General features: G+C 73.1%; 20 protein-coding genes. 12 read left to right on the top strand and 8 right to left on the bottom strand.

All coding sequences use genetic code 11. The features are described 5' to 3' along the window. The first annotated feature begins 65 nt into the window (after nucleotides 1-65). The 3 genes from ABTZ91_RS27420 to ABTZ91_RS27410 all read left to right on the top strand — a co-directional run bounded on the left by ABTZ91_RS27420 (nucleotide 66) and on the right by ABTZ91_RS27410 (nucleotide 5,568). A complete protein-coding gene (locus ABTZ91_RS27420) occupies nucleotides 66-1,868 on the top strand; it encodes a protein kinase domain-containing protein (protein ID WP_352079922.1) in 1,803 nt (600 codons plus the stop codon). A gap of 104 nt (nucleotides 1,869-1,972) precedes the next feature. Beyond that, the gene (locus ABTZ91_RS27415) at nucleotides 1,973-3,640 is read left to right on the top strand and encodes a succinic semialdehyde dehydrogenase (RefSeq protein WP_352079921.1); all 1,668 of its coding nucleotides are present in this window, start codon (nucleotides 1,973-1,975) and stop codon (nucleotides 3,638-3,640) included. A 41-nt stretch (nucleotides 3,641-3,681) separates the two neighbouring features. Continuing rightward, complete coding sequence (locus tag ABTZ91_RS27410) at nucleotides 3,682-5,568, top strand: GMC family oxidoreductase (RefSeq protein WP_352079920.1); 1,887 nt, start codon at nucleotides 3,682-3,684, stop codon at nucleotides 5,566-5,568. Nucleotides 5,569-6,296: 728 nt separating this feature from the next. On the opposite strand, the gene ABTZ91_RS27405 is transcribed toward ABTZ91_RS27410, so the two are convergent. Further along, nucleotides 6,297-6,674, bottom strand: coding sequence for a chorismate mutase (locus ABTZ91_RS27405; protein WP_352079919.1), 378 nt, complete (start codon nucleotides 6,672-6,674; stop codon nucleotides 6,297-6,299). Nucleotides 6,675-7,036: 362 nt separating this feature from the next. Here ABTZ91_RS27405 and guaA point away from each other — a divergent pair, with 362 nt between their 5' ends. The 4 genes from guaA to ABTZ91_RS27385 all read left to right on the top strand — a co-directional run bounded on the left by guaA (nucleotide 7,037) and on the right by ABTZ91_RS27385 (nucleotide 11,857). Next, entirely contained in the window at nucleotides 7,037-8,638 is a 1,602-nt protein-coding gene (gene guaA, locus ABTZ91_RS27400) for a glutamine-hydrolyzing GMP synthase (protein ID WP_352079918.1), read from the top strand. Nucleotides 8,639-8,859: 221 nt separating this feature from the next. Then, complete coding sequence (locus ABTZ91_RS27395; RefSeq protein ID WP_407078038.1) at nucleotides 8,860-9,600, top strand: class II aldolase/adducin family protein; 741 nt, start codon at nucleotides 8,860-8,862, stop codon at nucleotides 9,598-9,600. 168 nt (nucleotides 9,601-9,768) lie between these two features. Next, nucleotides 9,769-11,016, top strand: coding sequence for a hypothetical protein (locus ABTZ91_RS27390; RefSeq protein WP_352079916.1), 1,248 nt, complete (start codon nucleotides 9,769-9,771; stop codon nucleotides 11,014-11,016). A 208-nt stretch (nucleotides 11,017-11,224) separates the two neighbouring features. Then, on the top strand, nucleotides 11,225-11,857 hold the full coding sequence (locus ABTZ91_RS27385) for a DoxX family protein (protein ID WP_352079915.1): 633 nt from the start codon (nucleotides 11,225-11,227) through the stop codon (nucleotides 11,855-11,857). Here the strand turns inward: ABTZ91_RS27385 and ABTZ91_RS27380 are convergent. Both ABTZ91_RS27380 and ABTZ91_RS27375 read right to left on the bottom strand, forming a co-directional pair. Continuing rightward, entirely contained in the window at nucleotides 11,767-12,027 is a 261-nt protein-coding gene (locus tag ABTZ91_RS27380; protein ID WP_352079914.1) for a hypothetical protein, read from the bottom strand. The genes ABTZ91_RS27385 and ABTZ91_RS27380 overlap by 91 nt on opposite strands. Beyond that, a complete protein-coding gene (locus ABTZ91_RS27375) occupies nucleotides 12,014-13,570 on the bottom strand; it encodes a PspC domain-containing protein (RefSeq protein ID WP_352079913.1) in 1,557 nt (518 codons plus the stop codon). Before ABTZ91_RS27375 ends, ABTZ91_RS27380 begins: the two co-directional genes overlap by 14 nt. 156 nt (nucleotides 13,571-13,726) lie before the next feature. Here ABTZ91_RS27375 and ABTZ91_RS27370 point away from each other — a divergent pair, with 156 nt between their 5' ends. Next, a complete protein-coding gene (locus ABTZ91_RS27370; RefSeq protein WP_352079912.1) occupies nucleotides 13,727-14,995 on the top strand; it encodes a PspC domain-containing protein in 1,269 nt (422 codons plus the stop codon). Next, nucleotides 14,992-15,714 (top strand): response regulator transcription factor, encoded by a 723-nt coding sequence (locus tag ABTZ91_RS27365; protein ID WP_352079911.1) that lies wholly within the window; start codon nucleotides 14,992-14,994, stop codon nucleotides 15,712-15,714. The genes ABTZ91_RS27370 and ABTZ91_RS27365 overlap by 4 nt, the downstream gene beginning before the upstream one ends. A gap of 66 nt (nucleotides 15,715-15,780) precedes the next feature. Here the strand turns inward: ABTZ91_RS27365 and ABTZ91_RS27360 are convergent, their stop codons facing one another. Then, entirely contained in the window at nucleotides 15,781-16,857 is a 1,077-nt protein-coding gene (locus ABTZ91_RS27360; protein ID WP_352079910.1) for an NlpC/P60 family protein, read from the bottom strand. A gap of 354 nt (nucleotides 16,858-17,211) precedes the next feature. On the opposite strand from ABTZ91_RS27360, the gene ABTZ91_RS27355 reads away from it, so the two are divergent. Next, nucleotides 17,212-17,565, top strand: a complete 354-nt coding sequence (locus tag ABTZ91_RS27355) for a hypothetical protein (protein WP_352079909.1) — start codon at nucleotides 17,212-17,214, stop codon at nucleotides 17,563-17,565. A gap of 16 nt (nucleotides 17,566-17,581) precedes the next feature. On the opposite strand, the gene ABTZ91_RS27350 is transcribed toward ABTZ91_RS27355, so the two are convergent. Continuing rightward, complete coding sequence (locus ABTZ91_RS27350; protein WP_352079908.1) at nucleotides 17,582-18,739, bottom strand: C40 family peptidase; 1,158 nt, start codon at nucleotides 18,737-18,739, stop codon at nucleotides 17,582-17,584. A gap of 318 nt (nucleotides 18,740-19,057) precedes the next feature. On the opposite strand from ABTZ91_RS27350, the gene pcrA reads away from it, so the two are divergent. Continuing rightward, nucleotides 19,058-21,511 (top strand): DNA helicase PcrA, encoded by a 2,454-nt coding sequence (gene pcrA / locus ABTZ91_RS27345; RefSeq protein ID WP_352079907.1) that lies wholly within the window; start codon nucleotides 19,058-19,060, stop codon nucleotides 21,509-21,511. Nucleotides 21,512-21,586: 75 nt separating this feature from the next. Here the strand turns inward: pcrA and ABTZ91_RS27340 are convergent, their stop codons facing one another. Together ABTZ91_RS27340 and ABTZ91_RS27335 are read right to left on the bottom strand one after the other, a co-directional pair. Beyond that, the gene (locus ABTZ91_RS27340; RefSeq protein ID WP_352079906.1) at nucleotides 21,587-23,125 is read right to left on the bottom strand and encodes a M23 family metallopeptidase; all 1,539 of its coding nucleotides are present in this window, start codon (nucleotides 23,123-23,125) and stop codon (nucleotides 21,587-21,589) included. A gap of 208 nt (nucleotides 23,126-23,333) precedes the next feature. Continuing rightward, entirely contained in the window at nucleotides 23,334-24,167 is an 834-nt protein-coding gene (locus ABTZ91_RS27335; protein ID WP_352079905.1) for an alpha/beta fold hydrolase, read from the bottom strand. 224 nt (nucleotides 24,168-24,391) lie between these two features. On the opposite strand from ABTZ91_RS27335, the gene ABTZ91_RS27330 reads away from it, so the two are divergent. Continuing rightward, nucleotides 24,392-24,799: a cobalamin B12-binding domain-containing protein gene (locus ABTZ91_RS27330; RefSeq protein ID WP_158989561.1), complete on the top strand. Its 408-nt coding sequence runs from the start codon at nucleotides 24,392-24,394 to the stop codon at nucleotides 24,797-24,799. Nucleotides 24,800-24,893: 94 nt separating this feature from the next. On the opposite strand, the gene ABTZ91_RS27325 is transcribed toward ABTZ91_RS27330, so the two are convergent. Further along, nucleotides 24,894-26,289 (bottom strand): DUF5691 domain-containing protein (locus ABTZ91_RS27325; RefSeq protein WP_352079904.1); only part of this gene is annotated, 1,396 nt, incomplete at its 5' end.

Genomic DNA, 26,289 nt, shown 5'->3' with positions numbered 1-26,289 from the left:
CCCGAGGTTCCGTGGGCCGGGCCTTCCTCCGTAACCTTGGCTCCGAAGCAAACAGGCGGGGGCACGTGGAACATTCTGAGAGCACCGGCACCGGGCTGCTGCTCGCCGGGCGTTACCGGCTGGGCGAGTCCATCGGGCGCGGCGGCATGGGCAAGGTCTGGCGCGCCCACGACGAGGTGCTGCACCGGGTGGTGGCCGTCAAGGAGTTGACGGCGGGACGGTTCGTGGCCGAGGCCGACCGGCTGGTCCTGCACGCCCGGACGCAGAAGGAGGCCCGGGCGGCGGCCCGGATCACCCACCCCGGCGTGGTCACCGTGCACGACGTGCTGGAGCACGACGACCGGCCCTGGATCGTGATGCAGTACGTGGACGGGCCCTCGCTCGCGGACGCGGCGAAGGAGTCCGGCTCCGGCACGATCGAACCGCGGGAGGCGGCCCGGATCGGCCTGCACGTCCTCGGCGCCCTGCGCGCGGCGCACGCCGCCGGGGTGCTGCACCGCGACGTGAAGCCCGCCAACGTGCTGCTCGCGCGCGACGGCCGGGTCCTGATCACCGACTTCGGGATCGCCGCCATCGAGGGCGATTCGACGATCACCCGCACCGGCGAACTCGTGGGCTCCATCGACTATCTGGCGCCCGAGCGGGTGCGCGGCGGGGACCCGGGCCCCGCCTCCGACCTGTGGTCCCTCGGCGCGACCCTGTACGCGGCGGTGGAGGGCGGCTCGCCGTTCCGCCGCGGTTCGCCGATCAGCACCATGCAGGCGGTGGTGACCGAGGAACCGCCGTACCCGGCGAACGCCGGCGCGCTCGCCCCGGTCATCGTCGCGCTGCTGCGCAAGGACCCGGAGCAGCGCCCGAGCGCGGACGAGGCCGAGCGGATGCTGCTCGACGCGATGGAGGGCCGTACGCCGCAGGCGGCGCAGGCGTACGTGCCGACGCGGCGGATGGGACCCGAGGAGCTGAACGGCGCGGCCGCGGCCGTCACGGCGCCGCTGCCCCGGCAGCACGACGACCCCGCCGCCTCCCAGGGCGGCCCGCTCGCCGGCGCCGAGCCGACGGACCCGCTCTCCTCCCGGACCTCGGACTCCACGGGCCTCCCCGGTAGCGGAACCGGCTCCGGCTCCGGCACCGGTCCCGCCCCTGCCCCGACCCCCGCCCATGGCACGGTCCCGACCCCGATCGCGGCCCCCGCACAGGGCCGTGCCCGTGGCCGCTGGCGCCCCGCGCTGCTCGCCGCCGTCGTGGCGGGCCTCCTCGCGGGCGGGGCGGTGTTCGCCGCCATGACCCATTTCGGCGGCGACAACAACGACCAGGGCGGCCGGGGCACCGACCCGTCCCTCACGACGGGCACGGACAAGGACGGCACGAACGGCACGGACGGCACGGACGCGGACAAGGGCGGCGTCCCGGCCGGCTGGCACCGCGTCGAGGACCCGGAGGGCTTCAGCCTGGTCGTCCCCGACGGCTGGAAGCGGCAGGCCGACGGCGACCAGATCGACTACACCCCGGACAACGGCAGGCACCGGATCCGGATCAGCATCGACCCCTCGCCCGACTTCGAGAACCCGTACATGCACATGCTCGACCTCGAGAAGATCGTGCGGAAGCGGGCCGAGTACCAGCGGATCCGGCTGACCCAGAACACCTTCCGCGACCAGGTCAACTCCTGCGTCTGGGAGTTCACCTGGATCGAGAAGCGGGACTTCCCCGGGCCCCGCCACGCGATCGACCAGGTGTACTACGGCGACGACGGCACCGAGTACGCCCTGTACATGGCCTCGCCGGAGGAGAGCTGGGCCCGGACGCGTGAGCAGTTCGACATCGTGAAGAAGTACTGGAGGGCTCCCGACGAGGCCGTAAGCCCCTGATCAGGGCTTATCTGCCAGTGATCGCTGGCGCGGTTGTGCGCACCCGGTGAAAACGCGTTACTGACGGGTACCCAAAGGGGGCCCGGCCGCTTACCCTCGCCCTCATGACGGACTCGCAGGCACTCCCCACCACGGACCGGGCCGCCGTCGCGGCCATTCCCGGCACCTCCGGCACCTCCGGCACCCTCGGCACCAACCCCGTCGCGCCCGCGCCTGCCGGCGCGCGCACGGCCGCCGACGTGGTCACGCCCGATCTGGTCGCCCGGCTCACCCGTGGCGTCGTGGGCTCCGGCCGTACCGCCAACCACACCCCCTTCACCGGGGACAAGCTCGCGGACCTGCCCGAGTCCACCCCCGAGGACGTCGCCGCCGCCTTCGCCCGTGCCCGTGCCGCCCAGGGCCTCTGGGCCGCGACCCCCGTCCGGGCCCGCGCCGCCGTGCTGCTGCGCTTCCACGACCTGGTCCTCCAGCGCCAGGGCGAGGTCCTCGACCTCATCCAGCTGGAGACCGGCAAGGCGCGCCTGCACGCCCACGAGGAGGTCCAGGCGGTCGCCGTCGCCGCCCGCCACTACGGCCGCAAGGCCCCCGCGTACCTGCGGGCCAAGCGCCACACCGGAGTCGTACCGACCCTCACCAAGGTCACCGAGCTGCGCCAGCCGCGCGGGGTCGTCGGCCAGATCGCCCCGTGGAACTACCCCCTGGAGCTGTCGGTCGGCGACGCGCTGCCCGCCTTCGTCTCCGGCAACGCGGTCGTGATGAAGCCGGACACCGAGACCGCGCTGACCGCCCTGTGGGCCCGTGACCTGCTGATCGAGGCCGGTCTGCCCGCCGAGGTCTTCCAGGTCGTGCTCGGCGAGGGCCCGGTCGTCGGCCCGGAGGTCGTCCGCCACGCCGACTACGTCTCCTTCACCGGCTCCACCCGCACCGGCCGCGAGGTCGCACAGGGCGCCGCGGCCCGCCTGGTCGGCGTCACCCTCGAACTCGGCGGCAAGAACGCCATGCTGGTGCTCAAGGACGCCGACGTCGAGAAGGCCGCCGCCGGCGCCGTCCGCGCCTGCTTCTCCTCCGCCGGCCAGCTGTGCATCTCCATCGAGCGGCTGTACGTCCACGAGTCGGTCGCCGACGAGTTCATCGCCCGCTTCGCCGCCCGCACCAAGGCCATGCGGCTCGGCAACTCCCTCGCCTACGGCGCCGACATGGGCTCCCTCGTCGGCGAGCGGCAGCTCGAGACCGTCACCCGGCACGTCGAGGAGGCCGTCGCCAAGGGCGCCAAGCTGATCGCGGGCGGCGTCGCCCGCCCCGACATCGGCCCGCTGTTCTACGAGCCGACCATCCTCGAAGGCGTCGAGGCTCCGATGGCCGTCTGCACCGAGGAGACCTTCGGCCCGGTCGTCTCCGTCTACCGCTTCACGGACGAGGACGAGGTCGTCGAGCGGACCAACGCCACCCCGTACGGCCTCAACGCCTCCGTGTGGACCACCGACTCCCGCCGCGGCCACGCCATCGCCGCCCGGCTGCGCACCGGCACCGTCAACATCAACGAGGGCTACGCGCCCGCGTACGGCAGCGTGCAGGCCCCGATGGGCGGCATGAAGGACTCCGGCCTCGGCCGGCGCCACGGCTCCGAGGGCATCCTCAAGTTCACCGAGGCCCAGACCGTCGCCCAGCAGCGGCTGGTCCCGCTCGCCCCCTCCTTCGGGATGGACGACGAGAAGTACGCCGCCTTCATGAGCACGTCCCTGAAGGTCATGAAGGCCCTGCGCCTGCGCTGACCCGCACCCGTTTCGCAGTCCCTTTTCGTACGAGGAGAGCCATGACCGCGGTACCCCCTGCCCAGAATCAGGACGACTCAGAGGCGTACGACTACGACGTCATCGTCGTCGGCTCCGGCTTCGGCGGCTCGGTCACCGCCCTGCGCCTCACCGAGAAGGGCTACCGGGTCGGGGTCCTGGAGGCCGGGCGGCGCTTCACCCGCGCCACCCTGCCCAGGAACTCCTGGGACCTGAAGAACTTCCTGTGGGCCCCGGCGCTCGGCCTCTACGGGCTCCAGCGCATCCACCTGCTCGGCAACGTCATGGTCCTCGCGGGCGCCGGGGTCGGCGGCGGCTCGCTCAACTACGCGAACACCCTCTACGAGCCGCTCGAACCGTTCTTCCAGGACCCGCAGTGGAAGGACATCACCGACTGGCGCGCGGAGCTCGCGCCCTACTACGACCAGGCCAAGCGGATGCTCGGCGTACGGCTCAACCCGACGATGACGCCCTCCGACGTGCACCTGAAGGCCACCGCCCAGGCCATGGGGATCGGCGACACCTTCCACATGGCGCCGGTCGGCGTCTTCTTCGGCGACGGCGCCGATGCCGACGGCACGGCGAAGGCGAAGCCCGGCGGCGAGGTCGCCGACCCCTACTTCGGCGGCGCGGGCCCGGCCCGCCGGGCCTGCACCGAGTGCGGCGAGTGCATGACCGGCTGCCGGCACGGCGCCAAGAACACCCTCAACGAGAACTACCTCTACCTCGCCGAGAAGGCCGGCGCCGTCGTCCACCCCATGACCTCCGTGGTCGCCGTCACCGAGGACTCGCGCGGCGGCTACGCCGTCAAGACCCTGCCGACCGACAACCGCAGGAAGGGCGCGGGCCGGACCTTCACCGCCCAGCGGGTGGTGATCGCGGCCGGCACCTACGGCACCCAGACCCTGCTGCACCGGATGAAGGACACCGGGCTGCTGCCCCGGCTCTCCGCCCGGCTCGGCGAGCTGACCCGTACCAACTCCGAGGCACTGGTCGGCTCCCAGACCACCGACCGCCGCTACCGCAAGAAGCACGGCAAGGACCGGGTCGACTTCACCAAGGGCGTCGCGATCACCTCGTCGATCCACCCCGACGCCAACACCCACATCGAGCCGGTGCGCTACGGCAAGGGCTCCAACTCCATGGGCGGCCTGACCGTCCTCCAGGTGCCCTACGGCCCGCACCGGGTCCGCAAGTGGCTCCTGGAGATGGTCAAGCACCCGGCGCTCGCCCTGCGCGCGCTGTCCAACCGGCGCTGGTCGGAGCGGACCATCATCGGCCTGGTCATGCAGTCCCTGGACAACTCCCTCACCACCTACCGCAAGCCCGGCGGCCTCGGAAAGGGCCTGCTCACCGCCCGCCAGGGCCACGGCGCCCCCAACCCGACCCAGATCGAGGCCGCCACCCGCGCCGCCTCGCTGATGGCCGAGGAGATCAACGGCTTCGCCGGCTCCAACATCGGCGAACTCATGGGCACCCCGCTCACCGCCCACTTCCTGGGCGGCTGCCCGATCGGCGCGGACGCCGACTCCGGCGTCATCGACCCGTACCACCGCCTCTACGGCCACCCGGGGATCTCCGTCGTCGACGGCGCCGCGATCTCGGCCAACCTCGGCGTGAACCCGTCCCTGACGATCACGGCGCAGGCGGAGCGGGCGATGTCCTTCTGGCCCAACAAGGGGGAGCCCGACCCGCGCCCGCGCCAGGGCGAGGCGTACGTGCGCCTTGCCCCGGTCGAGCCGAAGTCGCCCGCGGTGCCGGCCGAGGCCTTCGGTGCGCTGAAGCTGCCGTTCCTGGGGATGCCGGTCGTGCCGCCGCAGAAGGCCGAGCCGGTGCGGGGTGCCGAGCCGGTGAAGAAGGCGGGGTCGGTGAAGAAGGCCGATCCGGTGAAGAAGGCCGAGCCGGCGTAGGGGGCGCGGAGGCCCGAGGGGGCCGGAGGGGGATTCCGGAAAACGGAAAGGGCGCTGCACCCCCCTCCGAGTGCAGCGCCCCTCCAGTTTCTGGGTGGTGCTGCATAGATGACCCGTGACCTGGGGGATTGGTTGTAGCTCTCTCACGAGATCTTCATGTGACGCGCGTCACGTATCGATCGGTGGGTTCGATACACACGGCACAGGGGCCCCGCGCCGCGATTCCGGTCGCGGGCGCGAGGCCCCTGGAGGGGCACCGCGTCAGGGCTGCGGCGGTGCCGGGGGCGGCGGCGCCGGGGGGGTGGGGCGCCGCGCGAGGGTGGGAGCAGGGAGCAGGTGGGGGAGAACGTGGGGAGGGGGAGCGGGGTGTGGGGAGGTGCGGAGCGGGACGGTGGGTCTCGGGTCGTTCGGCCGGTTGCGGTCGGTCCCGGGCGTCCCCGGGACCGACCGCCCTTTATGGGTGACCGGGCTGCTGTCCCCTGCCGTCCGGTCACGCGCGCTGGGGCGAGGTCCCACGACGTACCGGAGGTACGTCACACGCCCCAGCGAAGCCACGCGTGGTCTTTTTCGGGCCCGCCCCTGGCTGGCACGGACATCACGATCAACGAAGCGGCGCGGCGCCCGGTCACGCGCCGTACGGGTGAGGCTGCGACCGAACTCGGGTGCGGGACAGCACTCACACGCGCCGGGACCCGTCCCGTACGCGCGCCCGCGAGCCCTCCGGGCGCTCAGACGCGGCCCCGGCACAGCTCCAGCATCGTCATCGCGAGCGTCGTGCCCGGCTTGCCCAGCGCGTCCCTGTAGTGGCCGAGCACCTCCATCTCGCGGGCCAGGTTCACCCGACGGCCGCCGGAGGAGATGCGGGCCTCCTGGATGACGGCCGAGACGGCCATCCGTTCCTGGATCAGCCCGATGATCCGGTCGTCGAGCGCGTCGATGCGCTCGCGGGCGCCGCCGATGAGCGCGGCGGCCTCGTCGGTGCGGGCACCGGTCTGCTCGGCGAGGGTCTTGGCGGCGAGGGGCTGCGCGGGAAGCGTCTTGGCGGTGGCGGTCTGCTCGGCGAGGGTCTTGGCGGCGGCGGTCTGCTCGGTCGAGGTGGTGGTCACGGGGGGCTCCTGGTGTCGGTCGGGGAGCCCCGGGGCGATACGGCCCGGGAACGCCAGACGCCCCGGGCCTTGTCGGCCCGGGGCGCCTGGGAAGTCGCTTGTCAGTTGCTCAAGCAGCACGACCATGGCAGCCGGTGGGCCGGTTGCCATAGGTAAAGACGAAGGTCGGGAGCTTGCGCATGGCGCCCAGTATGGACCCCTCCGTCCGTCCCGGGGCAAGCCGGGCCCAGATGGTGAGACGAAGGCCACCCCGGTTCGGATGGTGAGACGAAAGGCGTCGGCGGCGCGCCGGTAGAATCGACAAATAGCCCCCTTCGGGGGAACCCCCTGGGATCCCCTCCTACCGCCGGAAGGCCGCCGAAGTGTCATCAGCGCCCCCCGCTGCCGCGCCCGACGTCACCAACCCGGACGTAGTCCTCGTTGTCGACTTCGGCGCCCAGTACGCCCAGCTCATCGCCCGTCGCGTCCGTGAGGCCCGGGTCTACAGCGAGATCGTCCCGTCCACCATGCCGGTGGCCGAGATGCTGGCCAAGAACCCGAAGGCGATCATCCTCTCCGGCGGCCCGTCCTCCGTGTACGCGGAGGGCGCCCCGCGCCTGGACCGCGAGCTCTTCGAGGCCGGTGTCCCCGTCTTCGGCATGTGCTACGGCTTCCAGCTGATGGCGACCACCCTGGGCGGCACCGTCGACAACACCGGAGCGCGTGAGTACGGCCGCACCCCGCTGCACGTCACCAAGGCCGGCTCCACCCTCTTCGAGGGCACCCCGGTCGAGCAGTCCGTCTGGATGTCGCACGGCGACGCCTGCTCCGCCGCCCCCGAGGGCTTCACCGTCACCGCGTCCACGGACGTCGTACCGGTCGCCGCCTTCGAGAACGACGAGAAGAAGCTGTACGGCGTCCAGTACCACCCCGAGGTGCTGCACTCCACCCACGGCCAGCAGATCCTGGAGCACTTCCTCTACCGCGGCGCCGGCATCGAGCCCACCTGGACCACCGGCAACGTCATCGAGGAGCAGGTCGCGGCCATCCGCGCCCAGGTCGGCACCAAGCGCGCCATCTGCGGCCTGTCCGGCGGCGTCGACTCCGCCGTGGCCGCGGCCCTCGTGCAGAAGGCCATCGGCTCGCAGCTGACCTGCGTCTACGTCGACCACGGCCTGATGCGCAAGGGCGAGACCGAGCAGGTCGAGAAGGACTTCGTGGCCGCCACCGGCGTCCAGCTGAAGGTCGTCGACGCCCAGGAGCGCTTCCTCACCGCCCTCGCCGGCGTCTCCGACCCGGAGACCAAGCGCAAGATCATCGGCCGTGAGTTCATCCGCGTCTTCGAGCAGGCGCAGGCCGAGATCGTCGCCGAGGGCGCCGCCGACGGCGAAGAGGTCGCCTTCCTCGTGCAGGGCACCCTCTACCCGGACATCGTCGAGTCCGGCGGCGGCACCGGCACCGCCAACATCAAGTCCCACCACAACGTGGGCGGCCTCCCCGAGGACCTGGAGTTCGAGCTCGTCGAGCCGCTGCGCCAGCTCTTCAAGGACGAGGTCCGCATGGTCGGCCAGGAGCTCGGCCTGCCCGAGGAGATCGTCCAGCGCCAGCCGTTCCCCGGCCCCGGCCTCGGCATCCGCATCGTCGGCGAGGTCACCAAGGAGCGCCTGGACCTGCTGCGCGAGGCCGACGCCATCGCCCGCGAGGAGCTGACGGCCGCCGGTCTCGACCGCGAGATCTGGCAGTGCCCGGTCGTGCTGCTCGCCGACGTCCGCTCCGTCGGCGTCCAGGGCGACGGCCGCACCTACGGCCACCCGATCGTGCTGCGGCCCGTCTCCTCCGAGGACGCCATGACCGCCGACTGGTCGCGGCTGCCCTACGAGGTCCTGGCCCGCATCTCGACCCGCATCACCAACGAGGTCCCCGACGTCAACCGCGTCGTCCTCGACGTGACCAGCAAGCCGCCGGGCACGATCGAGTGGGAGTAGTCCCTCCCGTACGCCAGTGAGGCCGCCGCCCCTCCGGGGGACGGCGGCCTCCGCCGTTTCCGTACGGCCTCTGGTGCGTTGCCCGGCCCGGCGTTACCTTCCGGCGCATGACCGAGACACCGGCGTCCGCTCCCACGCCCGTTCCCGTGCCGTCCCCTGCTGCCGCTCCCGGCTCCGGCCACGTGCCCGCTCCGGTCCCCACCGAGCAGCTCCACTTCGCCATGCCGCCCGTCCACGCGACGGCCGCCGAGGAGCGCCGGCACCGCAAGCAGCGCCTCGCCGCGGCGCTGCGGATCTTCGGACGGCTCGGTTACGAGGAGGGGGTGTCCGGGCACATCACCGCCCGCGACCCCGAGCACCCCGACTGCTTCTGGGCGAACCCCTTCGGCGCCCCCTTCGCCGAGCTCACCGCGAGCGACCTGATCCTCGTCAACGGCGACGGCCAGGTCGTCTACGGCGCCCACCACGTCAACCAGGCCGCCTTCACCGTGCACGCCCAGGTGCACCGCGCCCGGCCCGACGTCGTCGCCGTCGCCCACACCCACACCACCCACGGGCGGGCGCTCGCCGCCCTCGGCGAGCTGATCGACCCGATCACCCAGGAGGCCTGCGCCTTCTACCAGGACCACGCCCTCTACGACGCGTACACCGGCGTCACCGTCGATCCCGAGGAGGGCCGGCGGATCGCCATCGCCCTCGGCGGCTTCAAGGGGATCGTGCTGCGCAACCACGGACTGCTCACCGTCGGCTCCTCGGTGGACGCGGCGGCCTGGTGGTTCATCGCCATGGAGCGCTGCGCCCAGGTGCAGCTGACCGCTCGGGCCGCGGGCAAGCCGGTGCTCATCGACCACCGCGACGCCGTCGCCACCCGGGAGCAGCTCGGCAGCGACCTGGTGGCCTGGATCAACTACCAGCCCCTGTGGCGGCGGATCAGCCGTGAGGAGCCCGAACTCCTGTCGTAGCAGACACCCTGGTGACGGACTTGGCTGTCCTTACGTCAATGTGATGACTCTTCAATCACTCCCGCGCGAGGTGTGCAATGCGCTCGGGCGGAGCGTTCGGTGCGGCACAATTCCCGAGAATCAACGGCCAGTTGACGAGGACGAGTCGACCGGGAAGTGGGCGGCGCCGTGGCGGTGCAAGAGGCGAGACAGTGCGGGTCGGACAGCGCGGAGGACGGGCCCTGCCCGCACTGCGAACGCTCCGGCCACCGGCGGGCCGTCGCCGCCTTCCTCGCCCGGCGCGACGAGCTCGCCACCGGACACGGTGTGCCGCCCGCCCTCGCCCACTCGCCGGTCGCCTCACGGCAGTGGGTCTCCGACGAACTCGCCCAGTCCGCCCGCACCGTCGCCGCGCGCGACCGCGAGGCCGCTGCGGCACGGTCCGTCCGGATCCACCGCGGCACCCTCGCCGCCGTGTGGGGAGCCGTCCTCGCCCTGCTCCTCGGCCAGGCCCTCACGGCCCTCGCCCTCGGCACCGGCTGGACCGGCACCCGAACGGCCGCCCTCGGCGCCGCCGTTCTCCTCGCCGCCGCCCTGACCGCCGCTGCCCGGCTCCACCGCGACCGCGGCGGGGTCCTCGCCCTCCTCCTCGGTGAGGACAACCGGCTCTCCACCTCCCGCGCAGTCGCCGCCGCCTGGCTCCTCCTCTCCCTCTACGCACTGCTCCTGCTCGCCCTGCGCCTGGTCACCGGCGCGACCCAGGTGGACCTGGGGCTCGGCGGCGGCGCCGGGCTGCTCGTCGTGCTCGCCCTGGTCGGCTGGACCGTCGTCGCCGCCCGGCTGATCGTGGCGCTGCGGGTCGCGGGCCGCCGCCTGCAGAAGGTCCGCGCCGACCGGCCCCGGCCGGCCGACCTGCTGTGCGACGACGACGGACGCGCCTGCCTCACCGACACCCAGTACGTCCTTGTCTCCGGGGCCGTCCTCGTCCTCACCGCGGTCCGGCTCGGCCGTGCGCCCGACCGGCTGCCCGACCTGCCCTGGGCACTGGTGCTGCTCGTCGCCGTCTCCGTCGCCTGCTACCTCCTCGGCAAGTGCGCCGAGGGCGGCCGGCCCAAGATCTTCTCGGTCGTCCGCGCCCGCGAGGCGGGCGACCTCGACGCCCCGATCCGCACCGGCGACGACATCGAGATCCGCGGCACCGGCTTCGTCCCGCCGGGAGCGGGCGCGCCCGACCCGCTGACCCGGCTCGTCGTCCGGATCGGCCCCGTCCACGCCCATGTGCCCCTCGTCCCCGTCCCCGGCGGTTTCGCCAACCCGACCGACACCACCCTGACCGTCCCCCTCCCCGCCGACGTGGAACCGGGCCGGGTCGAGGTCTCGGTGGTGACGGCTGCCGGCGTCGAGACCAACCGGGTCGCGATCGACGTCCTCGACTGACCCGTCCAGAGGGACCCTGTCCCGAGGACCCTGTCCGGAGGGACCCGTCCTGCCCGAGCCCGTCCCGACGGACCCGTCCCCGACTGACCCGTGCTCCTGGTCCGGGGCCGGGCGCGAGCCCCGGGGGATGTCGTGTCACAGGGAATGCGAGGAGAATCGGACCTCGGGATCCCTGGACGAGTTACGGGGCGTGGAGAGGCGGCCGGCGATGACGGGACGGACGGACGGAACGAGCGACCAGGGCCCCGGCGACCGGCCCGGTGGCTACGGCAACCCGCGGGGCGCCGACGGTGCAGAAGGCACCGGCGCGGGCTCGGGCGGCGGCTCCAGGGGCCCCGGCCTCCGGGGCTTCGGGGACGCCGGCTCCGGCGGCACCGAGGACCGCAGGGCGCTCCTCTCGCGCTACGCGCTGCTCCCGCTGAGGATCTTCCTCGGCATCACCTTCATCTACGCCGGCCTCGACAAGCTCACCGACGCCGCCTTCCTCGCGGACTCCGGACCCGAGTCGATCGGCGAGGTCATGCGGGGCGTCCGTGAGACCTCGGCCCTCCCCGCCCTGGTCGACCTGGCCCTCAGGAGCCCCGTCGGCTTCGGCTACGCCATCGCCCTCGGCGAGCTGGCCGTCGGACTCGGCACCCTCTTCGGACTCTTCGCCCGGGTGGCCGCGCTCGGCGGAGCCCTCATCTCGCTGACCTTCTGGCTCACGGTCAGCTGGCAGGTGAACCCGTACTACCTCGGCAACGACCTCGCCTACCTCATGGCCTGGCTGCCGCTGCTGCTCGCCGGTGCCCCCGTGCTGTCGCTCGACGCCCTGCTCGCCGACCGCCGCCGTACCCGGTAGGCGGTCCAGGAGGCCACGGCCGCCAGACCGAGCGCTCCGCACAGCACCGGGAACACCACGTACCAGGCGACCGACCAGGCGCCCGCCGCGTCCCCCGCGAAGAGGGCCGCGAGGGTCAGGGCGGCCGAGCCCAGGATCAGCCGGCCGGGGCGGAACTCATGAACCAGCACGGACGACCTCCACCTGTCCGAGACCGACCTCCAGGAAGAGGTCGATCGTGCCGCCCGGGGAGACGCCCGGCGGCGGGGCGAGCGTACGGGTCTCGTCCAGGTCCGGCGCGATGTCGATGTCGCCCTGCGCCGGGTGCGCGGCCGACGGCGCCGTCGGCGCGGTCGGCGCGGCTGGTGGGGTCGGGCCTCTCGAGGGCGGGGCCCCAGTGGTCGGCCCGGCGGTCGCCCCTGTGGTCACCCCGGCGGACGGCGCACCGGACGGCGCACGGGTCGGGGTGGCGGTCGGGGCGGCCGGCGGAGCGACCGACGGGGGCGGGACCACCGTCGGGTTCTCCGGGGGCAGTCGCAGATCGCCGAGGCCCGCCTGGGCCCGGAGCTTCACCGTCACGTCCCGCGGCACGATCACCTCCAGCCTGCCGGCACCGACCTCGACCCGCGTCACCACCGTCGACCCCGCCGGGACGGCGAGGGCCGACAGGTCGAGCGTGCCGACACCCGTGCCCAGTTCGTAACGCGGCTGCACGGCCGCGACCGTCGCCGGGCGCCAGGTCTCGCGCGCCCAGACCGTCGAGATCTCCTTGGGCAGCACGGAGGCCACCGTGAGCAGCCCCGCGGTCGCGATCATCAGGAAGACCGTGCCGAAGCCGGTCCGGCCGAGGAAACTGCTGACGACCAGCCCGAGCCCGAACACCGCGAGCGCGGCGACCAGTCCGATCTGCAGGTTCGTGCCCAGCGGATGCCCCTCCCACGACAGGCCGGTGCCGAGCCCGCCCGCGATCAGGGCCAGCAGGAACACCAGGCCGCCGATGGACGGCGGGCCCGTGGGAACCGGGGCCGGCGGGGCCGGGCGGTCCCGTGTGGCCGGGTCGGGGCCCCACTGGCTGCCGGGCGTCGGCACCACGCCGTCGATCTTCCCCTCCTCGTCGAGGATCCCGTGCGGCCCCCACAGATAGCCGATGGCCACCTTCCCCGTGGAGCCGTCCTTGACGATGGGGTCCCGCCACCAGGACGGGAACTCCACCAGCGGCGGCGCCTTCGTCTCCGGCGGGGCCTCGGCGACCGCGAGCGCGGCGGCCGCGTCTATCCGGCCGCCCTCCTCGGCGGTGGCCACCACCGCCTGCCGCCGCTGCGACCAGACCGCCGCACCGCTCACCGCGAGCGACAGGATGAGCGCGAAGGCCAGCGTCCCTCCGTTGTGCAGCATCGACAGGAAGATTCCGCAGCCCACCAGCGCCATCAGCACCGCGCTCAGCGAGGAGCCCGAGACCCGGCCGGTCAGCAGCCTGCGGCCCTCGTTCTCCTCCTCGTCCCCGAGCGGTATCAGCAGCCACGCGAAGCCGTAGAAGATCAGCCCGACGCCGCCGGTCACCGCGAGCACGCCGAGCGTGACACGGAAGATCACCGGGTCGAGGTCGAAGTGCCGGCCGAGACCACCGCACACGCCGGCCACGACCTTCTGCCCGCGCGAGCGCCGCAACGGCGAGGCGGGCGAGGCCTCCGCCGGCGGCGGGGCCTCGTGGTGCGAAGGCGTCGAACTCGTCATGCGTCCATGGTGACCGCCCGTGACCCTCCGCGGCACCGGGACCGACCCTGCCTCGACCCTGATCTTCCGAGGGTGCCCTACCCCGACACGGTTCCGGGGTCGATATCCGGGCCGACCCTGATGTCCGCGACCGGCCGACCGTGTGACGATCGGTACATGTCCGCAGCCCCTCGTGTCACCGACCTCGACGAACCGCCCGTGCGCAGGCTCTACCGCAGCGCCGACGGCCGGTGGCTCGGCGGTGTCGCGCGCGGCCTCGCCGGGCACCTCGGGCTGCCCGTCATCTGGGTCCGCGCGTTCTTCGTGGCGCTGATGCTCGCGGACGGCCTCGGCGCGCTGCTGTACGCGGTGTTCTGGATCGTCGTCCCGCTCGGTGTCGGCGGCCGCTCCGCTCCCCGGCCCGTGTTCGAGACCACCCCGGACGGCCGCAGACGCCTCCGCAAGCCCGACCGCGGCCAGGTGTTCGCCCTGATCGCCCTCGCGCTCGGGATCACCGCGTTCATCGGCAACCTCAACGTCGACAAGCAGGCCGGCCGCTACATCTGGCCGTCCCTGCTGATCGGTGTCGGAGTCGTCCTCGTCTGGCGGCAGGCGGACAACGCCCGCCGGGCCAGCTGGACCGACCCCGACCGGCGCCGCCGCGTCCTCCAGCTGGTCCGCGGACTCGTGGGCGTCGCCCTGGTCGGCACCGGTCTCGCCGTCTTCCTCGTCGTCCGCGGCTCGGTCGCCCAGCTGGGCACGGCCCTGACCGCCGCCGTCGCGGTCCTCACCGGGATCGCGCTCCTCGCCGGGCCGTGGCTGGTCCGCATGTCGCAGGACCTGAGCGAGGAGCGCACCCTGCGCATCCGCGCCCAGGAGCGCGCCGAGGTCGCCGCCCACGTCCACGACTCCGTCCTGCACACCCTCACCCTGATCCAGCGCAACGCCGAAGACCCCGGCGAGGTCCGCCGGCTGGCCCGCGCCCAGGAGCGGGAGCTGCGCAACTGGCTGTACCGGCCGGAGGGCACCGGCAAGGAGGAGGACGAGGAGCCCACCACCCTCGCCGAGGCGGTCAAGCGGTCCGCGGCCGAGGTCGAGGACAAGCACGGTGTCCCGCTGGAGGTCGTGGTCGTCGGCGACTGCCCGCTCGACGAGAGACTCGGCGCGCAGATGCAGGCCGCGCGCGAGGCGATGGTCAACGCCGCCAAGTACGGTGGCGAGGGCGGCCCCGTCCAGGTCTTCGCGGAGGTGGAGGGCCGGACGGTCTTCGTCTCCGTCAAGGACCGCGGGCCCGGCTTCGACCTGGACGCGGTGCCGGACGACCGGATGGGCGTACGAGAATCGATCATCGGCCGGATGCAGCGCAACGGCGGATCGGCGCGGCTCAGATCCGTGCCGGGCGGGGGCACGGAAGTGGAGCTGGAGATGGAGAGGGCGGACGGATGAGCGACGAGGCCGGGACCGAGACCGGGACCGAGACCGGGAACGGGGCGCAGGGCACGGAGCGCCGGGTGCGGGTCGTGCTCGTCGACGACCACCGCATGTTCCGCGCGGGGGTGCAGGCCGAGATCGGCCGGACCGACGTGACCGGTGTCGAGGTGGTCGGCGAGGCCGCCGACGTGGACCAGGCGGTCACGGTCATCACCGCGACCCGCCCCGAGGTCGTCCTCCTCGACGTCCACCTGCCGGGCGGCGGCGGCGTCGAGGTGCTGCGCCGCTGCGCGAGCCTGATGGCGGCGACCGAGCACCCGGTCCGCTTCCTGGCCCTGTCGGTCTCCGACGCGGCCGAGGACGTGATCGGCGTGATCCGCGGCGGCGCCCGCGGCTATGTCACCAAGACGATCACCGGCACCGACCTGGTCGACTCGATCTTCCGGGTCCAGGAGGGCGACGCCGTCTTCTCACCGCGCCTGGCCGGCTTCGTCCTGGACGCCTTCGCCTCCACGGACGCGCCGCCCGTCGACGAGGACCTGGACCGGCTCACCCAGCGGGAGCGGGAGGTGCTGCGCCTGATCGCCCGCGGCTATGCGTACAAGGAGATCGCCAAGCAGCTCTACATCTCGGTGAAGACGGTCGAGTCCCATGTCTCGGCGGTGCTGCGCAAGCTCCAGCTCTCCAACCGGCACGAGCTGACCCGCTGGGCGACGGCCCGCCGCCTGGTGTAGCGCCCCCGCCGACCGGAGCGGCCGGCGGCGGCCGTACACCCGGAGGGTCCCGGCCTGCCGCGGGTGTCAGCCCACGCGCGTGGCGCCCGCGAAGGGCATCTCGTCGATCGGCGCCACCCGGATCGGGGAGCCGGGGCGGGGGGCGTGGATCATCTGCCCGCCGCCGATGTAGAGGCCGACATGGCTGATGCCGGAGTAGAAGAAGACCAGGTCGCCGGGGGCCAGTTCGGAGCGCGAGACGCGGCGGCCCGCGTTGATCTGGGTGTAGGTGGTGCGCGGCAGCGACACCCCCGCCGCGCGCCAGGCGGCCTGCGTGAGGCCGGAGCAGTCGAAGCCGGACGGGCCGGTCGCGCCCCACACGTACGGCTTGCCGAGCTGCGCCCGGGCGAAGGCGATCGCCTCGGCGGCGCGGGTGGTCGGTGCCGTGATCGGTCCGCGCACCGCGGAGTCCCGGTCGGCCCGGACCGTGGCCGGGCCCCCGGAGCCCCCGCCGTGACCGCCTGCCGCCGCCGCGGCCGCGTAGCGCGCCCGCTCCTCGGCGGTGAGCCGGGCGAGCAGCGCGCGGGCCGCGTCCAGCTTGCCCCGCACGGCGGTCTTCTGCCGCCGCAGCTCCGCCTCGTGGGCCTGCAGCTCCCGCAGCCGGACCTCCGACTCGCCGCGCAGCTGCCGTACGGCCGCCAGCTCACGTCGTACGGAGGCGAGGGCCGCGGCCTGCCGGTCCCCGGCCTTCTCGGCGAGCGCGGCCCGTCGCAGGTACTGGTCCGGATTCGAGGTCAGCGCCAACTGGATCGCCGGGTCGAGCCCGCCGGAACGGTACTGCGCGGCCGCGAACGCGCCCAGGGTCTCGCGGGAGCGGTTGAGCCGGTCGGTCCTGCGGGCGGCCTCGTCGCGCAGCCGGTCGAAGGCGGCCCGCGCCCGGTCGGCCTGTTCCTTCGCCCCGTTGTACTTCTCGGTCGCGACCTCGGCCTCCTCGTAGAGGCGGTCGACCTGGGCCTTCACCTGCGCCGGGGTGGGCCGCGGCGCGGCATGCCCGGATCCCTGGAAGACGGTCGCGGTGGCGGCGGAGGCCAGGGCCAGGGTGGCCGCGGTGCGGGCGGCCTGGCCGCCGAGAGGGGACTGCTTGGGCTTGCGGTGCGCTGCCACGAGGGCGGGTCACATCCTCTCCCTGTGGGGGACGCTGCCCGCCGGGGCCGGCGGCGGCCCGCACAGGGGAGACGGGCCGCCGCCGGTTCTTCTCGGCGGGGGCGACCGACGACCGCCGAGGACGGCGGTGGTGGGGAGCCGGTCACCTGGGGGAGGACGCTAAGCCTGGCCGCCGCCCGGCTGCGGGGAGTTGACCGCTATTGGCGTCAGATGGCGTTCCTGGACCGATTCCTTTCGCCCGGGGCCCTGCCCGGACGGCCCTTCCTGCGGTCCCCTGACCGAAGCCCCGGACCGGGTGGCCCCGCCCCGAGGCCGGTGCTATGGCCCCCATCGGCCCCGGTTAGGCTCCGCCCCATGGACGTACTCATTCATGTCTTCGTCGCCCTGCACATCATCGGAATCGCCGCCCTGCTCGGCGGATTCCTCTCCCAGATGAAGGCGATGGGGGCCGGTACGGCCCGCTTCACCCCGGGCATGCTGCACGGCGCCCTGACCATGCTCATCACCGGTATCGCCCTCGTCGGGCTCAACCAGGCCGACGACCAGGCCGTGAACAACCTCAAGATCGGCATCAAGCTCGCCGTCCTCGTGGTGATCCTGGGCCTCGTCTACGTCAAGCGCGACGAGGAGAAGATCGACAAGGGCCTGTTCGGCGCGGTCGGCGGCCTCACCATGGCGAACATCTTCATCGCCACCCTCTGGGTCTGACCGGACGCCACGACGGCTAGGCCGGGCGCACGCCGCCGTAGATCGGCATGGAGTAGATCGATTCCTCCCGGACGTACGCGCCCGGCCTCGGGGCGTGGATCATCTTGCCGGCGCCGATGTAGAGGCCGACGTGGCTGATGTCGTCGTAGAAGAACACGAGATCGCCCGTCAGCAGGCCGGCGCTGGTGACCCGGGTGCCGGCCTTCACCTGGTCCCAGGTCGTACGGGGCAGGTCGACGCCGGCCGCGCGCCAGGCGGCCTGGGTGAGGCCGGAGCAGTCGTAGGAGCTCGGGCCGGTCGCGCCCCAGACGTACGGTTTGCCGATCTGGGCGCGGGCGAAGGCGATCGCCTCGGCGGCCTTCGCCTCGTACGAGGAGCCGGCGGACGGTGGAGTGGTCGGGGTGAGGGCGGCAGTCGGCCGGGTCCGTTCCTGCCGCTCGCGCTCGGCCTCGGCCGCCGCCCGCGCGGCCGCCTCCGCCTTCGCCCGCTCCTCCGCCTTGCGCCGGGCCTCGGCCTCCCGCCGGCGCTCCAGCTCCGCGAGCCGGGCCTTCTCCTCCGCCGTCAGCCTCGCGAGCAGCGTCCGCGCCTCCGCGAGCCTGCGCTGGACGTTCTGCCTGCTGCTCCGCAGCGCCTTCTGCGAGGCGGTGAGCTCCGTCAGACCCCGGGCCGCCTCCGCCCGCCGCTTCGCCGCCGCGGCGCGCTGTGCCTCGTACTCCGCGACCGCCGCGTGCTGCCGCGCCGAGAGCCGGTCCAGGAGATGCCTCTGGTCGAAGTAGTCCCGCGGGCTGTCCGCGAAGATCAGGGTGGCGGTCGGGCCGACCACGCCGATGCGGTACTGGGCCGCCGCGTACGAGCCGAGCGCGCGCCGCGAGGCGTTGATCGCCTCCGTACGGCGGGCCACGTCGTCGAGGATCCGGTCGACCTCGCGGCGCTGCCGGTCGGTCGCCTGCTTGGCGCGGTTGTACTCCTGCGTCGCCGCACCGGCCTGCCGGTACAGCTCGTCGACCTTCTTCCGGACCTCCTCGACCGTCGGCTCGGCGGGCGCGGCCGGGGCGGCCTGAGCGCTCTGTCCGGAGAGGAGGGTGACGGAGGCGAGGGCCGCCGTCGTGACACCGAAGGCGGTGGCGCGGGGGCGGGGCGGGCGCGGCTTGCGGTGGGACGCCAAGGCCGGCATCTCCTTCCGTGGACGCCGAAGGGCACCCGTTGCGCGCGGTGAACCCGCGCACGGCGTGCGGTGAAGGCCCATGGGGGGAGCGGGCCGGGCTCGGCGTGGGCCGCCCGCTCGGCGTGGTTCGCCGACGGTGGGGAGAGAGGGGGGGACGGGCCGCTTGGGCGAGCACGCTAGCGAGCCGTGGGACGGCTGGGAAGGCCGATGCGCGATATGCCCGATACATTTTCGTGACCTGAACCGGAGCGTCACCTTCCGTGAGAATCCCGTCACTTCGGGAGACAGGAGCGGACTGTCAGTCCGGCGTCCTAGACTCGTGGAGCGATGAGCAACAGCCTCTTTGACGACAGCTTCCTGGCGAGCCTCCAGAACCACTCCTCGGAGGAGCCTCCGCCGCCGCCCGAGGACGACCACCACGGCGCCCCGGCCGCGGAGGAGGTTCCGCACGACCTCTTCGGGGACCACTTCGACGCGCCCCCGGCCCCCCGGGACGCGTACTACCGCGACGGCGCTCCCCGCCCCGTCGTGGACCCCGCCGCGCTCCTGGACGGGCTGAACGAGCAGCAGCGCGCCGCCGTCGTCCACACCGGCTCCCCCCTGCTCATCGTCGCCGGCGCCGGCTCCGGCAAGACCCGGGTGCTCACCCACCGCATCGCCCACCTCCTGGCCACCCGGCACGTCCACCCCGGCCAGATACTCGCGATCACCTTCACCAACAAGGCCGCCGGCGAGATGAAGGAGCGCGTCGAGCAGCTCGTCGGCCCGCGCGCCAACGCCATGTGGGTCTCCACCTTCCACAGCGCGTGCGTGCGCATCCTGCGCCGGGAGAGCAAGAAGCTCGGCTTCACGTCCTCCTTCTCGATCTACGACGCCGCCGACTCCAAGCGCCTGATGGCCCTGGTCTGCCGCGACCTGGACCTCGACCCCAAGCGCTTCCCGCCCAAGTCCTTCAGCGCCAAGGTCTCCAACCTCAAGAACGAGCTGATCGACGAGGAGACCTTCGCCGACCAGGCGGCCGACGGCTTCGAGAAGACCCTCGCCGAGGCGTACCGGATGTACCAGGCGCGGCTGCGCGAGGCCAACGCCCTGGACTTCGACGACATCATCATGACGACGGTCCACCTGCTCCAGGCGTTTCCCGACGTCGCCGAGCACTACCGCCGCCGCTTCCGCCACGTCCTCGTCGACGAGTACCAGGACACCAACCACGCCCAGTACACGCTCGTCCGCGAGCTCGTCGGCACCGGATACGAGGACCTCGCCCCGGCCGAGCTGTGCGTCGTCGGCGACGCCGACCAGTCGATCTACGCCTTCCGCGGCGCGACCATCCGCAACATCCTCCAGTTCGAGGAGGACTACCCGGACGCCACCACGATCCTGCTGGAGCAGAACTACCGCTCCACCCAGACGATCCTGTCCGCCGCCAACGCCGTCATCGAGCGCAACGAGTCCCGCCGCCCCAAGAACCTGTGGACCAACGCGGGCGCCGGCGCTCAGATCACCGGCTACGTCGCCGACACCGAGCACGACGAGGCCCAGTTCGTCGCCGACGAGATCGACCGGCTCACCGACGCCGGCGAGGCCAAGGCCGGCGACGTCGCCGTCTTCTACCGCACCAACGCCCAGTCCCGCGTCTTCGAAGAGATCTTCATCCGCGTCGGCCTGCCCTACAAGGTCGTCGGCGGCGTGCGCTTCTACGAGCGCAAGGAGGTCCGCGACGTCCTGGCCTACCTGCGCGTCCTCGCCAACCCCGAGGACAACGTGCCGCTGCGCCGCATCCTCAACGTCCCCAAGCGCGGCATCGGCGAGCGCGCCGAGGCGATGATCGACGCCCTCGCGCTGCGCGAGAAGATCACCTTCCCGCAGGCGCTCAAGCGCGTCGACGAGGCGTACGGCATGGCGGCCCGCTCCGCCAACGCCGTCAAGCGCTTCAACACGCTCATGGAGGAGCTGCGCACCATCGTCGACTCGGGCGCCGGACCCGCCGTGGTCCTGGAGGCCGTGCTCGAACGGACGGGTTACCTCGCCGAGCTGCAGGCCTCCACCGACCCGCAGGACGAGACCCGCATCGAGAACCTCCAGGAACTCGCCGCCGTGGCCCTGGAGTTCGAGCAGGAGCGCGGGGAAGAGGGCGGATCGCTCGCCGAGTTCCTTGAGCAGGTCGCCCTCGTCGCCGACTCCGACCAGATCCCCGACGAGGACGAGGAGGGCTCCGGCGTCATCACCCTGATGACCCTCCACACCGCCAAGGGCCTGGAGTTCCCGGTGGTCTTCCTCACCGGCATGGAGGACGGCGTCTTCCCGCACATGCGGGCCCTCGGCCAGACCAAGGAGCTGGAGGAGGAGCGCCGCCTCGCGTACGTGGGCATCACGCGCGCCCGCGAGAGGCTCTATCTGACCCGTTCCGCGATGCGCAGCGCCTGGGGCCAGCCCTCGTACAACCCGGCGTCGCGCTTCCTGGAGGAGATCCCCGCCACGTATCTGGAGTGGAAGCGGACCGGTCCGATGGCCAAGCCCGCCGGGCCGACCTCGGGCATCACGTCCTCGCTCTCCTCCTCGCGCACCCGCTCCGGCCCCTCGGGCTTCGCCACCCGGCGCACCAACGACAAGCCGGTGATCTCGCTCCAGGTCGGCGACCGGGTCACCCACGACCAGTTCGGCCTCGGCACGGTCATGGCGGTGACGGGCGTGGGCGCGGACGCGCAGGCCACGATCGACTTCGGCGACGAGAAGCCGAAGCGGCTGCTGCTGCGGTACGCGCCGGTCGAGAAGCTGTAGGAGCCGTGGGCATACGAGGAGGGGCCCCGACGTCGGTCGGGGCCCCTCCTCGTATGTCGAGCCGAGTCTCGTGCGTCAGCTGGTCGGGTCGAGACCGTGGCTGCGCAGCCAGCTCAGCGGGTCGATCGCCGCGCCGCCGTTCGGCCGGACCTCGAAGTGGAGGTGGGGGCCGGTGGAGTTGCCGGAGTTGCCGGAGTACGCGATGACGTCGCCGGCCTTGACCTTGCCGGAGCGGATCTTGGTGCTGCTGAGGTGGCAGTACCAGGTCTCGGTGCCGTCCGGGGAGGTCACGATCGCCATGTTGCCGTAGGCGCTGTTCCACTGCGTGCGGACGGTGCCGTCGGTCGCGGCCATCACGGGCGTGCCGTACTGGACGGGGAAGTCGATGCCGGTGTGCACGGACATCCAGTTCACACCGGACTGGCCGTAGCGGGCGCTGAGCTGGTGCAGCTTCACCGGCAGCCAGAACTTGGGGCGGAGGGCCTCCTTGCGGGCCGCCTCCTCCTCGCGCTTCTTCTTCTCCGCCTCCTGGCGGAGCTTCAGGTCGATGCGCTCCTGGGTGCGGCTGGCCCGGTCGCCGAAGTCGCGGGCGTCGGCGCTGAGCGCGGCGAGCTGGGTGTCCAGCTTGCTGTTGGCGGCGACCTGCTTGACCGAGGCGGGATCGGCGGCGGCGAGGGTCGTCGTGTCGTCCTTGCCGTCCGCGCCGGAGTCCGTGAGCCCGCTCACCGAGGCGGCGGCGATGCCGGCGACGCCCATCACGCAGGCCGACGGGACGGCGACGGTCAGCAGCGCGGACCGCTTGGCGGGCGTACGGCGCCGGCCACGGCTGCCACCGCCGGAAGAACGGCGTACGGGGCGGGCGCCCGCGGCGGCAGCGGCGGGAACGGCCTCGGGAGTGACGTCGACGCTGTCCAGGTCCGTGTCGAGACCGGGGTCGCGGTCGGGGGCGAGGTCGGGGTCGAGCTGGAGGGCGACCATGGTCTCGGCGCCGTGGAAGGCTTCGAGGCGGTCCTGCTCCTGCTGCTCCTGGCCGTACGCGATGGTGTCGTACGCGGCCGTCGTGTCGTAGGCCGTGTTCGCCTCGTAGGCGGTCGTCGCGTCGTACGCCGCCGGGGTGTCGTACGACCCCGTCGGGTCGTACGCGCCGGTCTCGTACCCGCTCGTGTCGTACGCCGTCGTGTCATACGCGACCGTCTCGGGGTGGTGCTCCGGGGTGTACTGCTGCGGGACGAGCGGCTCCGGCGCGCCCTGGTTCCAGGCGGTGGCGTCGTACGTGCCGGTCTCGAAGGCGGGCGTCGCCCACTGGCCGGTGGTGTCGTACGAGGCGAAGGCCGCGGCCTCGTACGGGCCGGTCTGCTGCGCCTCGGTCCAGGCGGTGGCGTCCCACTGGCCGGTGGCGGTGTACGCGTCGGGGGAGCCGGTGTCCCACTGGCCGCTGTAGTCGGTGTAACCGCTGTACCCGTGCTGGTCGGACTGTGCCGAGTAGTCCGTGTAACCGGCCTGACCTGCGTCGTATCCGGCGTCGTACGTGCCGAACAGTGGGTCGACGGCGAAGCTGCCCGTGGTCTGGGTGGCGTCCGTGACGTACCCGGCGTGGGGGTGCTGGTCGTTCACCAACTTCTCTCTCGCCTCGGCAGCAGGGGGTCAAGCGGGGGGTCAAGCAGTGGCGTGACTGTACCCGGCGGTATGCGCGCCCGACAATCTTCGGCGGGTTTCGAGCCGCCAGGAAACGGGCAATCGGCCGTCTTTCGGCGCCTTGAGGGAAGAGCTTTGGTTCTGTGTTCGAAGAACGTTCGAAGAACGGAGACCTTCTGGTGGCCCGTCAGGCGACCGAAGCGGACCCTGACGATCCGCCCCGGGCGTCCGTCGCGGCCTCGCCGTCGTCCAGGGCGGCCAGGATGCCCACGGCGACCGTCGGATGCACCGGCAGGGCGAGGTGCCCGACGCCGCTGACCCGCACGTTGTGGACGATCAGATCGGGGTGGTCGAGACGGGCCGTCTCCACCGGCACCATCACCTGGTCCAGATCGCTCCAGAAGCTCACGAAGCGGGTGCGGCAGCCGGGCGCCGGACCCGCGAGCATCCGCAGCACCTCCGAACCCGGCCGCATCTGGCGCACCAGCGGATGGGCGTCGGCCAGCGGCACGAAGGTGGTGCCCGCGTGCGGGGTGCCCAGCATGACGAGGGTGCGCACCCGGGCGTCACCGCCGAGGCACTGTACGTAATAGCGGGCGATGAGACCGCCCAGGCTGTGGCCCACCAGGTCCACCTCGGCGTGTCCCGTCCGGGCGAGCAACTCCTCGATCCGCCGCCCGAGGAGCTCGGCGGCCGAGCGCAGGTCGCAGGTGAGCGGGGAGTAGTTGAGCGACTCGACACGGTCACGGCCGTGGCGGGCGAGGGCGCGGCGCAGCAGGACGAAGACGGACCGGTTGTCCACGAAGCCGTGGAGCAGGACGACGGGGCGGGCACCAAGGGACGCGGCGGTGTCCGGCCGGCCGCGGCGTTCGGCCACGAGCCCTGAGGGGTAGAGCACCAGATGGCCTGCGAGGACCGCGAGCTCCAGGGCCGTGGCCTTCATCCGGTCGGCGATCCGGTCGGCGATCCGGTCGGCCAACCGTCCGGGGATCCGGCTGAGTGCGGTGGGGGTGAGTGCCATCGACCGGCCTCCGTCCCGTGCGGCGGTGCGCCGCACGTCCGTGCCGTGCGGCTGGCGGCGCGGTCTACGGCGACCCCGGGCGGCTCCTCCAGCGGAGCGAACAATGTCCCACGTGTGATTTCCCCCTCGCTGCCCACCGCGAAACGGCCGCGTGCGGGATGCTGTCGATAACGTTCGTTCACCTCCCCGGCAATCAGGCGCGGGGGTCGCATGTGGAGGCAGTGATGGGTGTGACCGGTCCGATCCGCGTGGTGGTCGCCAAGCCGGGTCTCGACGGCCACGATCGCGGGGCCAAGGTGATCGCGCGGGCGCTGCGCGATGCCGGTATGGAGGTCATCTACACGGGCCTCCACCAGACGCCCGAGCAGATCGTGGACACCGCGATCCAGGAGGACGCCGACGCGATCGGCCTCTCGATCCTCTCCGGCGCGCACAACACGCTGTTCGTGAAGGTGCTCGAGCTCCTGAAGGAGCGCGACGCGGAGGACATCAAGGTCTTCGGCGGCGGCATCATCCCGGACGCGGACATCGCGCCGCTGAAGGAGAAGGGCGTGGCGGAGATCTTCACCCCGGGCGCGACGACGGCGTCGATCGTGGACTGGGTGAACGCCAACGTCCGCGTGGCGGCCTGACGGCGCGATCACCGCACCGACGGGGCGGCCCGGCTCACGGACCCGGGCCGCCCCGTCGCCGTGCACGGGGTGAGGCGCCGACAGCGTGGGGCCATCAGGGTGAACTGAGCTCCGCGTGCATGGCGGCCCGCAGCTCCAGGGTCGCCACCAGGCGCCGGAACGCCTCCGACCAGTAGCCGCCCGCGCCGGGGGAGGCGTCCTCCGCTTCGTCCGGAAGCGCGGTGAGCGCGGCCAGCTGGGGCGCGGCGGACGGGGACAGGCAGCGCTCGGCCAGGCCCATCACCCCGCTGAAGCTCCACGGATAGCTGCCCGCGTCCCGCGCGATGTCCAGGGCGTCGACGACGGCCCGGCCCAGCGGCTCCGCCCACGGCACCGCGCAGACGCCGAGCAGCTGGAACGCCTCCGACAGGCCGTGCGCCGCTATGAACGACGCCACCCACACCGCCCGCTCCTCCGCCGGGAGCGTGGACAGCAACTGCGCGCGTTCCGCGAGCGAGGACGTGCCGGGGCCGGTGGCCTGCGGGGCAGCCGGGGAGCCGAGCAGCGCCCGGGACCAGTCCGCGTTCCGCTGGCGCACCGCCGCCCGGCACCAGGCGGCGTGCAGCTCGCCGCGCCAGTCGTCCGCGACCGGCAGGGCGACGATCTCCTCCGGGCCGCGCCCCCCGAACCGCCTCGGCCAGCAGTCCAGCGGCGCCGCCTCGACCAGCTGGCCCAGCCACCAGGAACGCTCGCCGCGACCGGTGGGCGGGGTGGGCACCACGCCGTCGTTCCGCATGCCCGCGTCGCACTCGTGCGGTGCCTCGACGACGATCCGCTCCGCCCCCTCCGTACGGTCGAGGGAGACACAGGACGCGGCCCGCTCGGCCATCCGCGCGGCCAGCGCGGAGGCCGGCAGCGCGGACAGCAGCTCGGCGGCCGTCGCGCGGACGTTGCGGCTGCGGTCGGACAGCGCCGCCTCCAGGAACTCCTCGTCCGCCGGGCCGAGCCCCGCCCGCAGCGAGTCCAGGAACATCAGCCGGTCCTCGGCGCGCTCCGCGCCCCAGGTGGAGGCGAGCAGCTCCCGGCCCCGGGCCGGGTCCTCGGCCCGTACGGCCGAGAGCAGCGCGACCCGCTCCGCGAACAGGCCCTCCTCCCACAGGGCCAGGACCGCTTCCCCGTCGTGCGGGTCGGGCAGCGCGCCGCCCCCGCCGGCCCCGCGCAGCGCGAACTTCCACTCCGGGTTGAGCCGGGCCAGCCACAGCCCGCGCGGCCCGGCGAAGGCCAGTGCCTGGGGCCGCAGATCCGTCCTCGCGCGGGCGGCGTCGAGCAGCGCGGGCAGGGCGGCCGCCGGCGCGCGGTAACCGTGCTCGTTGGCGGCGGCGAGCCACTGGGGCAGCAGCTCGGTCAGATCCGGCACCGCCCCGCGCCGCCCCCCGGACGGCGCGGGCGCGGCCCGGCCCGCGAGGAGCTGGCCCAGCCGGCGCCTGGCCGCCTCGGGCAGCGGCCGCCGG

This window comes from Streptomyces sp. NPDC126499 (genome assembly GCF_040302485.1).
In the GTDB taxonomy this organism is placed as follows: domain Bacteria; phylum Actinomycetota; class Actinomycetes; order Streptomycetales; family Streptomycetaceae; genus Streptomyces.
Note: the sequence above shows the minus strand (reverse complement) of the source record. Positions and strands in the feature narration are given on the sequence as shown.

What these genes read in the sequence shown, in the direction of transcription:
- ABTZ91_RS27350 (WP_352079908.1), bottom strand. Translation starts at nt 18,739, where the DNA reads ATGCCGGCCTTGGCGTCCCACCGCAAGCCGCGCCCGCCCCGCCCCCGC.
- ABTZ91_RS27370 (WP_352079912.1), top strand. Translation starts at nt 13,727, where the DNA reads ATGTCCGCAGCCCCTCGTGTCACCGACCTCGACGAACCGCCCGTGCGC.
- ABTZ91_RS27410 (WP_352079920.1), top strand. Translation starts at nt 3,682, where the DNA reads ATGACCGCGGTACCCCCTGCCCAGAATCAGGACGACTCAGAGGCGTAC.
- ABTZ91_RS27355 (WP_352079909.1), top strand. Translation starts at nt 17,212, where the DNA reads ATGGACGTACTCATTCATGTCTTCGTCGCCCTGCACATCATCGGAATC.
- ABTZ91_RS27395 (WP_407078038.1), top strand. Translation starts at nt 8,860, where the DNA reads ATGCCGCCCGTCCACGCGACGGCCGCCGAGGAGCGCCGGCACCGCAAG.
- pcrA (WP_352079907.1), top strand. Translation starts at nt 19,058, where the DNA reads ATGAGCAACAGCCTCTTTGACGACAGCTTCCTGGCGAGCCTCCAGAAC.
- ABTZ91_RS27415 (WP_352079921.1), top strand. Translation starts at nt 1,973, where the DNA reads ATGACGGACTCGCAGGCACTCCCCACCACGGACCGGGCCGCCGTCGCG.
- ABTZ91_RS27365 (WP_352079911.1), top strand. Translation starts at nt 14,992, where the DNA reads ATGAGCGACGAGGCCGGGACCGAGACCGGGACCGAGACCGGGAACGGG.
- ABTZ91_RS27375 (WP_352079913.1), bottom strand. Translation starts at nt 13,570, where the DNA reads ATGACGAGTTCGACGCCTTCGCACCACGAGGCCCCGCCGCCGGCGGAG.
- ABTZ91_RS27335 (WP_352079905.1), bottom strand. Translation starts at nt 24,167, where the DNA reads ATGGCACTCACCCCCACCGCACTCAGCCGGATCCCCGGACGGTTGGCC.
- ABTZ91_RS27385 (WP_352079915.1), top strand. Translation starts at nt 11,225, where the DNA reads ATGACGGGACGGACGGACGGAACGAGCGACCAGGGCCCCGGCGACCGG.
- ABTZ91_RS27330 (WP_158989561.1), top strand. Translation starts at nt 24,392, where the DNA reads ATGGGTGTGACCGGTCCGATCCGCGTGGTGGTCGCCAAGCCGGGTCTC.